Genomic DNA, 14,474 nt, shown 5'->3' on the forward strand with positions numbered 1-14,474 from the left:
AAAGATTAAATGTTGGGATATTCGAAAATTAAAAAAAGATAAGGAGTAAAAAGAGAATATGGAAATTATAATAGGAATAATAGATACCTTATTAACTTGTATTTTAATTAGTAAGATCTATAATAAAATATGTAAAACTTCAAAAACAGAAGAATATATTTTAGGTTTTATACTATTTTTATTTCAATTGATTTATTATTATCTCTTTTTTTCGTTAAATCCTCATAGTTTTCTTTTAATTGTATATTACGCATTAATGAATGTGTATCCATTTATATTTTACCTTTATTTAAAATTTATTAAAAAATACAATGACACAACAAACATATTTTTAAGTATCTCATTTTCATTACTATATCAAAGTACCCATACTTTTTTATCTGTGACTTCATCATCTATAACAGGAGATTTTCTTGCACAACATTATGAACCAATATTCTTTTTTATAATCAATTTAGTATCTTATTTTATAATAGAAAAGATTATTACATATTTTCGTTTGGAATTAAATTATTTTGATAGGGATTACATGTATCCTTTTCTAAAAAAAGTACTACTAATATTTATTTTATTATATATTTTATCCTTTATTTCAGATATAGTAAGTACAATTGCTCACTTAAATAGTTTTGGAAGTATTTTATCATCAATTGTTTTTATTTGTTTACTTTTGACTTTCTTTGCTATGAATTCCCATAAAGATAAGATAGAAAAAGAAATTGCTTTGAATCAGAAAAAATTTGAACAAAGACATTTACAGAATTACACAGATGAGATTGTTGGTTTGTATAACGAAATACGTGGATTTCGTCATGACTATGCAGGCATGTTAGTTTGTATGCAGATGGCTATTGATAGTGGAGATTTACAAGAAATTGATAGAGTTTACAATGAGGTTTTGGTCAAAGCCAATCTAAAATTACGTTCAGACAAGTACACTTACTTTGATTTAAATAATATAGAGGATTCAGCTTTGCGAAGCTTGATTGCTCAGGCAATTGTTTATGCCGGAAATAATGGTGTGGAATTTTCACTTGAAGTAAAAGATACAATTACGAATCTCCAAATTGAGCTATTGGATTTGGTTCGAATTATGAGTGTTTTATTGAATAATGCGGTTGAAGGATCTGCTGAGAGTTGTAAAAAGAAAATAGAGGTAGCAGTGATTAAAATGGATTATGAAACTGTTATTGTTATTCAGAATTCATGTAAAGTCACTTCTACTCATCCGGAAGATTTATTTGCATTAGGTTTCTCTACAAAGGGAGCAAATAGGGGAATAGGTCTAAATAATGTGAAGGAAATATTGGACAAGTATGAAAATATTATTTTGGAAACAGTGATGGAAGATAGTACTTTTAGGCAAGTTATTAGGTTTAAGAGGGAGTTTGAATGAAAGTTTTAATTTTAGAGGATGTTATTGAACACCAAGTCAGATTAGAGACAATACTCGAGGAAATTTCTAAGGAGTCGAAAATTCCCATTTCATATAAGACTACAGGAAAAGTTCGTGAATTTAAAGAATATATTGAGAACGATGAAGTTAATCAACTCTATTTTTTAGACATCGATATTCATGGAATTGAGAAAAAAGGATTAGAAGTTGCACAGTTTATTCGTCGCCACAATCCTTATGCAATCATTGTTTTCATCACTAGTAGATCAGAGTTTGCGACTTTAACCTATAAATATCAGGTTTCAGCTTTAGACTTTATTGACAAGGATATAAATGAAGAATTGTTCAAAAAAAGAATTGAACAGAGTATCTTTTATACAAAGAGTATGTTACTTGAAAATAAAAATGTTGTAGATTACTTTGACTATAGTTATAAAGGGAATGATTTAAAAATTCCTTACCATGATATTCTATATATTGAAACGACAGGAGTATCGCATAAATTACGCATTATTGGTAAGAATTTTGCAAAGGAATTTTATGGAACAATTACAGATATAGAGGAGAAAGACCAAAAAAATCAACGATTTTATTCTCCACATAAATCATTTTTGGTAAATATAGGCAATATTAGAGAAATTGATCGAAAAAATATGGAAGTTGTTTTCTATGAAGACCATCGTTGTCCTATTTCAAGATTAAAAATTAGAAAGTTGAGAGATATTTTGGAGAAAAAGTCTCAAAAGTAATTGACAATTAGTAAGAAATTGATATAATGGTTATATCTGCTACAGATAGATGGTCCGTTGGTCAAGGGGTTAAGACACCGCCTTTTCACGGCGGTAACACGGGTTCGAATCCCGTACGGACTATTTAATCCGCCATAGCTCAGTTGGTAGTAGCGCATGACTGTTAATCATGATGTCGTAGGTTCGAGTCCTACTGGCGGAGTAGATGAAAGGGAACACTGTTGTGTGTTCCCTTTTTTGCATCAATTCGTATCACCAAGCATCTTCATAAGGAAGTCTGTTATTTCTTGAGGACTTTCTTTTTTTCCATGTGCAATCCAAGTTTGACAAACACCAAAAAGTGCATGAGTTAGATAGATGCTACTATATTCTAATTCAGTGGTATTTAGATTTAGTTGCATAAAGCGTTTTTGTAAATCCGTACTGAGCATGATATGAAGTTTATTTCGTAAGAAATTTTGGATTTCTTTAGTCCCATTTTCAGAAAGAAGGGCAGCCAGAAGTGGTTCTGATTCTAGATATTCAAAGACTTCTAAAATAGCGTTTCTTTTGTGATGAGCATGTTTTTGAAAAATATATTCAAATGTATGGAATAGCTTGCTTTGATAGTGCTCAATCATATCATACTTATCCTTATAGTGAGTATAGAAGCTGGAACGACTAATTCCGGCTTTTTTTGCTAACTTGACAGTAGAAATTTGATCAAATGGCTGTTCTATCAGTAGTTGTACCATAGCATTTTCAATAGTTCGCTTTGTTTTTAAGCGTTTGTTACTTTCTTGCATATTTCCTCCTTATAAACAAATTAGACTATGTGTCTAAAAATTAATTTTTTTATCTTGTAATTTATATTTTTTATTGTATAATCTATTATATCAAAATTTTAGACAATGTGTTTAAAAAAAGAGAAACTATGTTTAAAGAATGGAAAGCAATTTTTAAAAAACCAAACTTTATTATTGTCATGATAGGGATTTCTCTTATTCCCGCTCTGTACAATGTCATATTTTTGTCATCAATGTGGGATCCATATGGTCAATTGTCTGACTTACCTGTGGCAGTTGTCAATAATGATAAAGAAGCTTCCTATAATGGTAATAACATGTCTATAGGAAAAGACATGGTGTCTAATTTAGAGCAAAATAAATCATTGGATTTTCATTTTGTAGATGAAGATGAAGGAAAGGAGGGATTGGAAGATGGCGATTACTATATGGTAGTGACTTTACCAAGTGATTTATCTGAAAAAGCAGCTTCTATTTTAACGAATCATCCAGAGCAAATGCAAATCGATTATCAGACTTCAAGTGGTCATAGTTTTATTGCCAGCAAGATGAGCGATTCTGCGATGACACAGTTAAAACAGAATGTTTCTGCTAATGTAACCGAATCCTATACGAAAGCTTTATTTCAAAAGATGGGTGATTTAAAATCCGGTTTAACGAAGGCAGCCGATGGAAGTGAACAATTGGCTAACGGGGCCAGTCAGTTAGCTGTAGGAAGTCAGACATTGTCTTCAAATCTTGCTACTTTAGCTAGCTCAAGTTTAACCTTTTCGGATGGAACAGATCAATTTACAAAAGGGTTGACAACGTATGTCACAGGAGTAAAGCAACTGAATAGTGGCTTAGGAACATTTAATGATGGTTTACAGAACTATACAAGTGCGGTTTCACAGGTTGACACAGGACTTAATCAATTATCTTCGAAAACTCCAGAATTAGTTGTAGGTGTCAACCAGTTAAATACAGGGATGAAGTCATATGCTGGTGGAGTTTCACAACTCAATTCAGGTCTCAGTCAATTTTCGGTTGGTGTCAATGCCTATACAAGCGGAGTTGACAAATTATCTGTTGGTACAAACCAACTATCAAGTCAATCAGATACATTGAGAGACGGTATTACTCAATTAAATAAAGGAATAAAAGAAATATCCACACAATTAAATACTTCATCTCAACAGAAAGAGGATATAACACAGTTAGCAAGCAGTTTAGATGAGTTGAATAAGGCTCTCCAATCAGTTACAGTTTCAGATAATACTGATCTTAAAAATACAATATCTAATGACTTAACAAATATAACGACTCTTGCTCAAACTATTGTGACTAATAGTCAAGCAGAGCAAGAGAAAACTCTTACAAATCTTCAAGCAACAGCAACTTATCAATCTCTCACTGAAACTCAGAAAAAAGAATTGACTGAAGCTGTTTCAAATAATTCTAATTCTACGATAGAGTCAGCAAAAGCAATTTTAACAACGGCAGGAGATTTAAAAGAAAATTTAGGAAGTATAAACCAACCAGTCTCTAATCTTTCTACTTTACAGACTAAAGCAAATCAACTTTTACCTATAGCGTCTAGTTCCTTGACATCTATGTCAAGTGGATTTACACAGTTGCAAAATGCTGTAGATAATCAGTTAGTTCCCGGAAGTCAATCAATTGAAAATGGAGTTAATGCGTATACTAAGGGATTGGATACTATTTCTTTAAGTGTAAATCAACTAAGTGAAAAGAATATAACTTTAACAACAAGTTTGGATCAATTGGTTTCTGGCTCAACCAAGTTGACAGAAAACTCTTCAAAATTGACAACTGGTTTGGATACTCTAGCTGGGAAAACTCCAGAATTAGTAACAGGTATTGAAAAACTATCATCTGGTTCTGCTCAATTGAACAATAAGAGTCCAGAGTTAATAGCAGTTCTTACTAAATTACAATTTGGCTCTGATCAATTAACAGATAAATCAACACAATTACTTTCTGCAGCATCCCAACTAGGAAGTGGCGCTATGAAGATAGCAGATGGTACTGGAAAATTAGCTGAAGGTGGAGCAACTTTAACTGCTGGTATTGAAAGTTTACAAGTAGGAACTACTGATCTAGGACAAGGCTTAAGAAGTGCTAGCAATCAACTAAAATCAGCATCAACAGAATCTAAAAATGCAGAGATTTTGTCAAATCCACTCAATCTTTCAAAAACAGACAATGATCAAGTTCCTGTAAATGGGATTGCTATGGCTCCTTATATGATATCAGTCGCTCTCTTTGTCGCTGCATTATCAACAAATATGATTTTTGCTAAATTACCTTCAGGTCGTCATCCTGAAACTCGCTGGGCTTGGTTCAAATCTCGCTTTGAGATAAATGGAGTTATAGCTGTTTTAGCCGCTGTCTTAGTCTATGGTGGCGTTCATCTTATTGGTCTAACAGCAAATCATGAAATGAGAACCTTGTTCTTAATTATTATCGCAAGCTTAACATTTATGTCTATGGTAACTGCATTAACAACATGGAATAGCCGTATAGGAGCTTTCTTCTCTCTTATTTTGCTATTATTACAGTTAGCATCAAGTGCAGGTACCTATCCACTTGCTTTGACAAATAATTTCTTTAGAGCTATTAATCCGTGGTTACCAATGAGTTATTCAGTTTCGGGATTACGACAAACAATCTCTATGACAGGAAATATTCATCATCAAGTCATTTTCCTTGCTGTGATATTAGCCCTATTTACTGGTTTAGGTATGCTAGCCTATCGACCTAAGAAAATGGAAGAAGATTAAAAAAATCGACCGATTAATTGGTCGATTTTTTATGCTTTAGATGACTTTCGTCTGTGATTATAGGTTCCAAATAGTAAGAGAGAAGTAAAGGAACAAATTGCTCCAGTAATAAAACCATTGGGAATAAAGGAAAGTGTAATAGTTCCTTTTCCCTTAGGAACGTCAACTTTCATAAAACCAGTTTGAGCTTGTTTAATTTCTATTTTCTTACCATCTTGGTAGGCAGACCAGCCTTTATCATAAGGAATGGTGAAGAAAATGGACGTATCTTGTTTAACATCATATGTAGCAAAGACTTTGTTTTTAGAAGTTGATACTGTGACAGGTTGTTCTTTAATTTTTTGAATTGCCTCGGTGAAAGTTTTGGTATCTAAACGATAGAAGGCAGGAGATTCAAATGATACCTGTGAATTTCCAGGGAAACTAACATTAATATTGAAAGTTTTTTTCTCTTTTGTATAGCCTAGATTAAAGAAGGAGAAGACATTATCAGTTGTAAAAGTTTTCTTTTCCCCATTGACAAGGATGTCAACCTTTTTTTGTTTGTCATTAGAAAAGTGAAGGTTTGTGAAAGAAAGATAAACTTGACTGTTTTCGGGAATCTCAATTTGATACTGGATTGCTGCATCCTCATTTGAAGAACTTGTAACACTAATCAAATCATCAGTATTTTCAGTTTTTTCATAAGGTATTGGAGAAAAATAATCAAAATTGACATTAGCAAGCTGATTTAAAAACGAAGCTTGATTATCCAAGGTATGTTCATTGAACTTGACATCATTGTAAACAGATTGACTAGCAAATGCAATCGGAAGAGAGTATTGATTTTCATATAGGGTAAGGTTATCTTTTTGATAGATATCTTGGAAACCATACTTATCAATAGGACTTTCTGAGATATTGTATTGGATGCCAAATAAACTATCAGCCAAAATACTATTATTGACATAACGGAGATTGAGATTGGTCCCAGAGGATTTAAACCCAAGTTTATCCAAAGTAGAGCTTGCTGAACGATTTCGAACAGATGAAAATTGAGAGATTCCATTGTAGTTGAATTTCATACTGTCATTTCCTGTCTGAGTTTGTAGTTTTTCAGTACGAGTAAATGAATTTCCAATATATGTTGAGAAAGATTCCATAGATGGGATATCTCGACTATATGCATTTCGAGAAGCAAATCCCCATTCCTTAGCAATTCCATCAATTTGAGTTGAAGCATTTAAACTGATTTCAATTATTATAAATAAGGAAAGTAGAATTGAAAAAAGCTTCACCGTAATAGTTTTTTTTATGATTGCAAGTAGTAAGAAATAGTAAACCACTAAAAATTCAAGAGTAAGAAATATGTTTAAATCTGTTAAAAAAGAATAGTATGACTTAAAATATATAGTTGCTAGAAATCCTGTCAAGAAAATCAATAAAGACATTAAAAGATTCCAGAGTTTCAGTTCTTTGAGTCGGTTTAGAACCTCTGCTGCAGTATAAATCAATAGAGTAGAAAAAATCCAGGCATAGCGATGTAAAAACATATTGGGAGTATGCATCCCTTGCCAAAATAGATCAATTGCCTCTATGTAAAAACTAGCTATTAAAATAGTAAAGAACATTCCATAAACAAGTTTCACGTGAAACTGAATGGATTTTAATGTAAAAAATAAGATCGTTAAAATAAAAGGAAGAAGTCCAATAAAAATCATTGGAATTGATCCATATTTTGTTGTATCAAAAGATCCAATAAATTGTTTAGCAAAAACATCAAGATACCAACTACTATCAGTTTTAAATTTTGTGATAGCTGTTAATTTTTCCCCATTAGTCCGTAAATCTAAGAGAGTAGGAAGAGTCATGATTAAACTAGCAAATCCAGCTAAAAAGGAAGTTACTACGAAATCAAGAAAGGATAATCTTCGTGTTTTAAAGTCCCAAGAAATTTGACAGAGATACCAGAAAAAGAGAAACAATGCCGTCATATAACCAAAATAATAATTTTGGATAAATAAGATTGACAAACTTGTAAAGTATAAAAGACGTTTATTTTCTGTAATTAGTAAGTGTAAACCTGTTATGATTAAGGGAATCAATATAAAAACATCTAACCAATTTTTTATCTCCAACTGACTCACAGTGAAACTCATGAGAGCGTAGGAGGTAGATAAAGCTAGCTTTATAGGTTTTGGGATAGTTTCAAAAATTCTACTTATACTAAAGAAGGTTGACAGACCAATAAAGCCGAATTTGAGGAGAGTTATTAGATATACAGCATCTGACATATTGGAAAGATTAAAAACGTAGACTAGTGGTGATAAAAAACTTCCCAAGTAATAACTAGATAGAGCATAAAAATTCAGACCAAGACCACTTGTGAAGGTGTAAAACAGGCTACCATTTCCATGTAGGATATTTCGTAAAGCTACATCAAAAATAACGTATTGATGAAAACCATCTCCTAAAAGTGGAGATATATCGCTGTTCCAGTAGATACCTTGTGAAAGATATACCCCTACCATTATGATTATAGGAATGAAGAAAGAAAGAAAATAGGTCCAATATTTTTTAAAAAAAGATTTCATGTTACCTCATAAAATGATAGAAAACCCAGTTGGGGAATCCAACTGAGTTTTGAAGCTTTATTTAGTCTTTCCAAAGTTCTTTGACTTTTGCTTGTACTTCTGCATTTTCTAGGAATTCATCATAGGTCTCATCAATACGATCAATGACTCCATTTTTAGATAAGACAATAATGTGATTTGCCAAAGTTTGAATGAATTCATGGTCATGACTAGCAAAGATGATGGATTCTTTAAAGTTTTTCAATCCATCGTTCAAGCTTGAGATAGATTCTAAGTCCAAGTGATTGGTTGGATCATCAAGGACAAGGACATTTGATTTCAAGAGCATGAGTTTTGAAAGCATGACACGTACTTTTTCTCCACCTGACAAGACGTTGACAGGTTTGTTAACTTCATCTCCAGAGAAAAGCATACGTCCGAGGAAACCACGTAGGAAGGTGTTATCATCTTCTTCTTTACTTGCGAATTGACGCAACCAGTCAAGAATTGAATCTCCACCTGCAAAATCTGCCGAGTTGTCTTTTGGTAAGTAAGATCTACTTGTAGTAACTCCCCATTTGACAGTACCTTCATAGTCAATATCACCCATGATTGCACGAATTAATGCAGTAGTTTGGATGTCATTTTGTCCAATAAGTGCTGTTTTATCACCTGGACGCAAGATAAAGCTGATATTATCTAGAATAGTCTCACCATCAATTTTGACAGTTAAGTTTTCTACTGTCAAGAGATCATTCCCAATCTCACGCTCTGCTTTAAAGTTGATAAATGGGTATTTACGACTTGATGGAACGATTTCTTCAAGTTCAATCTTATCAAGCATTTTTTTACGTGAAGTTGCTTGTTTTGATTTAGAAGCATTGGCAGAGAAGCGAGCAACGAATTCTTGTAATTGTTTAATCTTTTCTTCTGCTTTAGCATTACGGTCGGCCAGTAATTTAGCAGCAAGTTCTGAGGATTCTTTCCAGAAGTCATAGTTTCCGACATAGAGTTTGATTTTCCCAAAATCAAGATCGGCCATGTGTGTACATACTTTGTTCAAGAAGTGACGGTCATGGGATACAACAATAACGGTGTTATCAAAATCAATCAAGAAGTCTTCTAGCCATGTAATTGATTGGATATCTAAACCATTGGTAGGCTCATCCAATAGAAGAACATCAGGTTTACCGAAAAGTGCTTTGGCAAGTAGAACTTTAACTTTTTCACCATTTGCTAATTCGCTCATATTTTGGTAATGCAGTTCTTCTGGGATATTTAGGTTTTGAAGTAGTTGAGAGGCTTCACTTTCTGCTTCCCAACCACCAAGTTCAGCGAATTCTCCTTCAAGTTCAGCAGCGCGAACTCCGTCTTCATCTGAAAAATCTTCCTTCATGTAAATAGCATCTTTTTCTTTCATGATGCTATAAAGTTTTTCGTTCCCCATGATAACGACATCAATAGCACGTTCTTCTTCATAGTCAAAGTGATTTTGACGAAGAACAGAGAGACGTTCATCTGGACCAAGAGAAATGTGACCTGTAGTTGGTTCAATATCTCCAGCTAAAATTTTTAAAAAGGTTGATTTTCCAGCACCGTTAGCACCAATCAATCCATAAGTATTTCCTTCTGTAAATTTGATGTTGACATCATCAAAAAGTTTGCGGTCACTAAAACGTAGTGAAACATCAGATACTGTAAGCAATATTTTTCTCCTATATGTGTTATAGTTTTATTTTACTAGAAAATACAGAAATATTCAAATTTTTATCTGTCAATTTTATGTAAATAAAGTTTACAGATATGTTTACAGAAAACTAGTTGCTTAGTTCTAATAATTTTCTGTTATTTCAGTAAAAAAATGCTATAATTGAAGAGACCATATTGGAGGAAATAAAAATGACTAAACCTATTATTTTAACAGGAGACCGTCCGACAGGTAAATTGCATATTGGACATTACGTTGGTAGTCTCAAAAATAGAGTATTGTTACAGAATGAGAATAAGTATGACATGTTTGTATTTTTAGCTGACCAACAAGCTTTAACAGATCATGCTAAAGACCCTCAAACTATTGTAGAGTCTATCGGAAATGTTGCTTTGGATTATCTTGCTGTTGGATTGGATCCAAGTAAATCAACTATCTTTATTCAAAGTCAAATTCCAGAATTGGCTGAGTTATCTATGTACTACATGAACCTGGTTTCATTGGCCCGCTTGGAGCGTAATCCTACTGTAAAAACGGAGATTGCTCAAAAAGGATTTGGAGAAAGTATTCCAACTGGCTTCCTGGTTTATCCAATAGCTCAAGCTGCTGATATTACTGCTTTTAAGGCTAATTATGTTCCTGTAGGAACAGACCAAAAGCCAATGATTGAACAGACTCGTGAAATTGTTCGTTCTTTTAATCATGCTTATAATTGCGATGTATTGGTGGAACCAGAAGGTATCTATCCGGAAAATGAGGGAGCAGGTCGTCTACCTGGCTTAGATGGAAATGCTAAAATGTCTAAGTCTCTCAATAATGGTATTTATCTAGCTGATGATGCGGATACTTTACGTAAGAAAGTAATGAGCATGTATACAGATCCAAGTCACATTAAAGTTGAGGATCCAGGAAAAATCGAAGGGAATATGGTTTTCCATTATCTAGATGTTTTTGGTCGCCCTGAAGATGCTAAAGAAATAGCAGATATGAAAGAACATTATCAACGAGGAGGTCTTGGTGATGTTAAGACTAAGCGTTATCTACTTGACATTTTAGAAAGAGAACTAGGTCCAATTCGTGAACGCCGTATTGAGTTTGCTAAGGATATGGGCGAAGTTTATAAGATGCTGCAAAAAGGTAGTCAACATGCACGAGAAGTTGCAGGAAAAACATTATCTGAAGTCAAGGGAGCAATGGGTCTTCAATATTTTAATTAATTTATATTATAAGAAACTATCATTTTCTCAAGATTGGAAAAGATAGTTTTTATTTATCCTGTAATATTTGACAAATTTTTATAGAATGGTATGATAGATACAATATAAAAAGAGTCAAGCTCAAAAAGAAAGAAAAGAGGAAACTTCGAATGTCTAATTGGGACACTAAATTTTTGAAAAAAGGTTTTACCTTTGATGATGTATTGCTTATTCCAGCTGAAAGTCATGTGTTACCTAATGATGCAGATTTAACAACTAAATTGGCAGATAATTTGACTTTAAATATCCCAATTATTACAGCCGCAATGGACACAGTAACAGAAAGCCAAATGGCAATTGCTATTGCTCGTGCGGGTGGTCTCGGAGTTATTCATAAAAATATGTCTATTGCCCAGCAAGCAGACGAGGTTCGTAAAGTAAAACGTTCTGAAAATGGTGTTATTATTGATCCTTTCTTCTTGACTCCAGAGCACACAATTGCTGAAGCAGATGAGCTAATGGGACGTTATCGTATTAGTGGTGTACCAGTTGTTGAAACACTCGAAAACCGTAAATTAGTTGGTATTTTAACAAACCGAGATCTTCGTTTTATTTCAGACTATAACCAACCAATCTCAAATCATATGACTAGTGAAAATCTTGTTACTGCTCCTGTGGGTACAGATCTTACAACAGCTGAGAGTATTCTTCAAGAGCACCGTATTGAAAAACTTCCTTTGGTAGATGAAGAAGGTCGTCTTTCTGGTTTGATTACTATCAAAGATATTGAAAAAGTTATTGAGTTTCCAAATGCTGCTAAAGATGAGTTTGGTCGTCTTCTAGTTGCAGGTGCAGTAGGTGTTACTTCAGATACATTTGAACGTGCAGAGGCTCTTTTTGAGGCAGGAGCGGATGCGATTGTTATTGATACTGCGCATGGTCATTCTGCAGGTGTCTTGCGTAAAATTGCTGAGATTCGTGCTCATTTCCCAGATCGTACTTTGATTGCTGGAAATATTGCAACTGCTGAAGGTGCACGTGCCCTTTATGAAGCAGGCGTAGATGTTGTCAAAGTTGGTATTGGCCCAGGTTCTATCTGTACTACTCGTGTTATTGCAGGTGTTGGTGTTCCGCAAGTAACAGCTATCTACGATGCTGCAGCTGTTGCGCGTGAATATGGTAAAACGATCATTGCTGACGGTGGAATCAAGTATTCTGGAGATATTGTAAAAGCCCTTGCTGCAGGTGGAAATGCAGTTATGCTTGGATCAATGTTTGCTGGAACTGATGAAGCTCCAGGCGAAACTGAAATCTTCCAAGGACGTAAGTTTAAGACTTACCGTGGTATGGGATCCATTGCTGCTATGAAGAAAGGTTCAAGCGATCGTTACTTCCAAGGTTCTGTCAATGAAGCAAACAAACTTGTTCCAGAAGGAATTGAAGGTCGTGTTGCTTATAAAGGTGCGGCAGCTGATATTGTCTTCCAAATGATTGGAGGTATTCGCTCTGGTATGGGTTACTGTGGTGCAGCTAACCTTAAAGAACTACACGATAATGCTCAATTTATTGAAATGTCTGGTGCTGGTTTGAAAGAGAGCCATCCTCATGATGTACAAATTACTAATGAGGCACCAAATTATTCTATGTAAAAAACAATGAAAAGAACTCCCGTGGAAAAAGGAGTTCTTTTACAATGTTGTCAATTTTAATTTACAGAAACTTTACCATCCTGAATAGTGAAGATGCTTAGATTTTCTGGTAGATTTTGAAGATGATCTAAGCTTGTTGTTGTAATAAAGGTTTGGATTGATTGAGAAATCGTTTCCAATAGTTTTAGTTGTCTAGTATTGTCAAGTTCACTCATGACATCGTCAAGTAATAATATCGGAGATTCTGTAGTAATACTTTCCATTAACTCTATTTCTGCTAATTTTATAGAAAGGACGAGACTACGATGTTGGCCTTGACTTCCGAAACTAGCATCCATCTCATTTATATAAAAAGAAATGTCATCCCGATGAGGACCAACACCAGTGTTCTTTTTAAATAAATCTCTGGACCTACTTTTTTCTAAAGCAATTTTGAAAGATTCTGATAAGTCTTCTTTGTCAGTTATATTGACAGAAGATTGATAGGATATTGACAACTCTTCAATCTGATTAGAGAGTTCAAAATGTTTTTTACGACCAAATGATTCTAGTTTTTTTATGAAATCTAAGCGGTGATTCATTACACGACATCCATAATCAATTAGCTGATCATCTAAGACTGAAAGGAAGGTTTCATCTATTTTTTGAGCTGATTTAAGATAAGTGTTTCTTTGTTTTAGGATGTGGTTATAATTGGTTAAGTCTGATAGATAGATGGGCTTAATTTGTCCAAGCTCCATATCAATGAATTTTCTTCGAACTGAAGGTGATCCTTTAATTAGTTGTAGATCTTCAGGAGCAAATAAGACAACATTCATGTGTCCGACATAATCTGAAAGGCGTGCCTGTTTTAAATGATTAACTTTTGTCACACGGCCTTTTTGTGTTAGTTCGATTTCTAGAGGAATGGATCCAGTTTTTTTCTGAACGAGACCTGAAATATGAAGTTGTTCCTCATCAAAATGAATGAGATTTTTATCTGTTCGAGTTCGATGACTACGCGTTAAGGCTAAAAAATAGATAGCCTCTAACATATTTGTTTTCCCTTGTGCATTCTGACCTAAAAAGACATTTAATTTAGGATTAAAGTCTATTTTTGTATTTTTGTAATTACGAAAAGTTTTGAGAGATAAATTTTGTAGCCACATAATTACCTACCAGGAAATTGTGGTGCTTGTTTTTTTGGAGTAGATGAAACAGGTTTTGATTTTTTGGGTTTCATTTCTTTATTCATTTCTTTGACAAGTTTAGCGACTCTCTCTTTTTCAACTTTATCTGTTTCGTATTCCTCTTGTTCTGCAGGACTTGGTTGTGTCAATAGGATGCCAATGTTCATATCAGGTATGTCAATTTGATCTCCAATGCGAATTTTTTTTCCTCTCCGGTTTTCCAATTCTCCATTAAAGTATACAGAGTGTTCAGCTAGAAATGCCTTGATAGCTCCTCCGCTATGAGTAATTCCAAGTTCTTTTAGCAGTGCTTGGAGGGTAATAAATTCTTCAAATAATTTGTATTCCATAATTCACCTCAATCTTTGGTATTATACCATATTTTCCCAAAAAATAGTGATAGAAATAAAGGAAAAATGTAAGCGATTTTTATTTCAAAAGCGTTACAGAGAATAAGAAAATTTCAGTTTTTCGTGATATAATAGTA

Annotated in this window: 10 protein-coding genes and 2 tRNA genes; 7 read left to right on the forward strand and 5 right to left on the reverse strand. The window is 33.7% G+C overall.

The genetic code is table 11. The features are described 5' to 3' along the window. The first annotated feature begins 58 nt into the window (after positions 1 to 58). From comD to HMPREF1117_RS03285, 4 genes are all read left to right on the forward strand, one after another. On the forward strand, positions 59 to 1,396 hold the full coding sequence (comD, locus tag HMPREF1117_RS03270; protein ID WP_000402607.1) for a competence system sensor histidine kinase ComD: 1,338 nt from the start codon (positions 59 to 61) through the stop codon (positions 1,394 to 1,396). After that, entirely contained in the window at positions 1,393 to 2,145 is a 753-nt protein-coding gene (gene comE / locus HMPREF1117_RS03275) for a competence system response regulator transcription factor ComE (protein WP_000866085.1), read from the forward strand. Before comD ends, comE begins: the two co-directional genes overlap by 4 nt. Before the next feature lie 51 nt (positions 2,146 to 2,196). After that, a tRNA-Glu gene (locus tag HMPREF1117_RS03280) sits at positions 2,197 to 2,268 on the forward strand. A 5-nt stretch (positions 2,269 to 2,273) separates the two neighbouring features. Beyond that, positions 2,274 to 2,347 (forward strand) — tRNA-Asn (locus HMPREF1117_RS03285). Between the two features lie 40 nt (positions 2,348 to 2,387). Here HMPREF1117_RS03285 and HMPREF1117_RS03290 read toward each other — a convergent pair. Continuing rightward, complete coding sequence (locus HMPREF1117_RS03290) at positions 2,388 to 2,930, reverse strand: TetR/AcrR family transcriptional regulator (protein ID WP_001158260.1); 543 nt, start codon at positions 2,928 to 2,930, stop codon at positions 2,388 to 2,390. Between the two features lie 128 nt (positions 2,931 to 3,058). Here HMPREF1117_RS03290 and HMPREF1117_RS03295 point away from each other — a divergent pair, with 128 nt between their 5' ends. Next, positions 3,059 to 5,713, forward strand: coding sequence for a YhgE/Pip domain-containing protein (locus HMPREF1117_RS03295; protein ID WP_000472052.1), 2,655 nt, complete (start codon positions 3,059 to 3,061; stop codon positions 5,711 to 5,713). Positions 5,714 to 5,742: 29 nt separating this feature from the next. Here HMPREF1117_RS03295 and HMPREF1117_RS03300 read toward each other — a convergent pair whose 3' ends face one another. Together HMPREF1117_RS03300 and HMPREF1117_RS03305 are read right to left on the reverse strand one after the other, a co-directional pair. Continuing rightward, positions 5,743 to 8,286, reverse strand: a complete 2,544-nt coding sequence (locus tag HMPREF1117_RS03300) for a YfhO family protein (protein ID WP_000834488.1) — start codon at positions 8,284 to 8,286, stop codon at positions 5,743 to 5,745. Positions 8,287 to 8,347: 61 nt separating this feature from the next. Then, a complete protein-coding gene (locus HMPREF1117_RS03305) occupies positions 8,348 to 9,970 on the reverse strand; it encodes an ATP-binding cassette domain-containing protein (RefSeq protein WP_000958798.1) in 1,623 nt (540 codons plus the stop codon). 194 nt (positions 9,971 to 10,164) lie between these two features. Here HMPREF1117_RS03305 and trpS point away from each other — a divergent pair, with 194 nt between their 5' ends. Beyond that, entirely contained in the window at positions 10,165 to 11,190 is a 1,026-nt protein-coding gene (gene trpS / locus HMPREF1117_RS03310; RefSeq protein WP_000165478.1) for a tryptophan--tRNA ligase, read from the forward strand. A 149-nt stretch (positions 11,191 to 11,339) separates the two neighbouring features. Next, entirely contained in the window at positions 11,340 to 12,818 is a 1,479-nt protein-coding gene (gene guaB, locus HMPREF1117_RS03315) for an IMP dehydrogenase (RefSeq protein ID WP_000073431.1), read from the forward strand. Positions 12,819 to 12,874: 56 nt separating this feature from the next. Here guaB and recF read toward each other — a convergent pair whose 3' ends face one another. Together recF and yaaA are read right to left on the reverse strand one after the other, a co-directional pair. Beyond that, positions 12,875 to 13,966, reverse strand: coding sequence for a DNA replication/repair protein RecF (gene recF, locus HMPREF1117_RS03320; protein WP_000266701.1), 1,092 nt, complete (start codon positions 13,964 to 13,966; stop codon positions 12,875 to 12,877). A 2-nt stretch (positions 13,967 to 13,968) separates the two neighbouring features. Continuing rightward, complete coding sequence (yaaA, locus tag HMPREF1117_RS03325) at positions 13,969 to 14,337, reverse strand: S4 domain-containing protein YaaA (protein ID WP_000455887.1); 369 nt, start codon at positions 14,335 to 14,337, stop codon at positions 13,969 to 13,971. Between the last annotated feature and the right edge of the window lie 137 nt (positions 14,338 to 14,474).

The sequence above is a fragment of the Streptococcus sp. SK643 genome (assembly GCF_000259505.1).
Taxonomy (GTDB): Bacteria; Bacillota; Bacilli; order Lactobacillales; family Streptococcaceae; genus Streptococcus.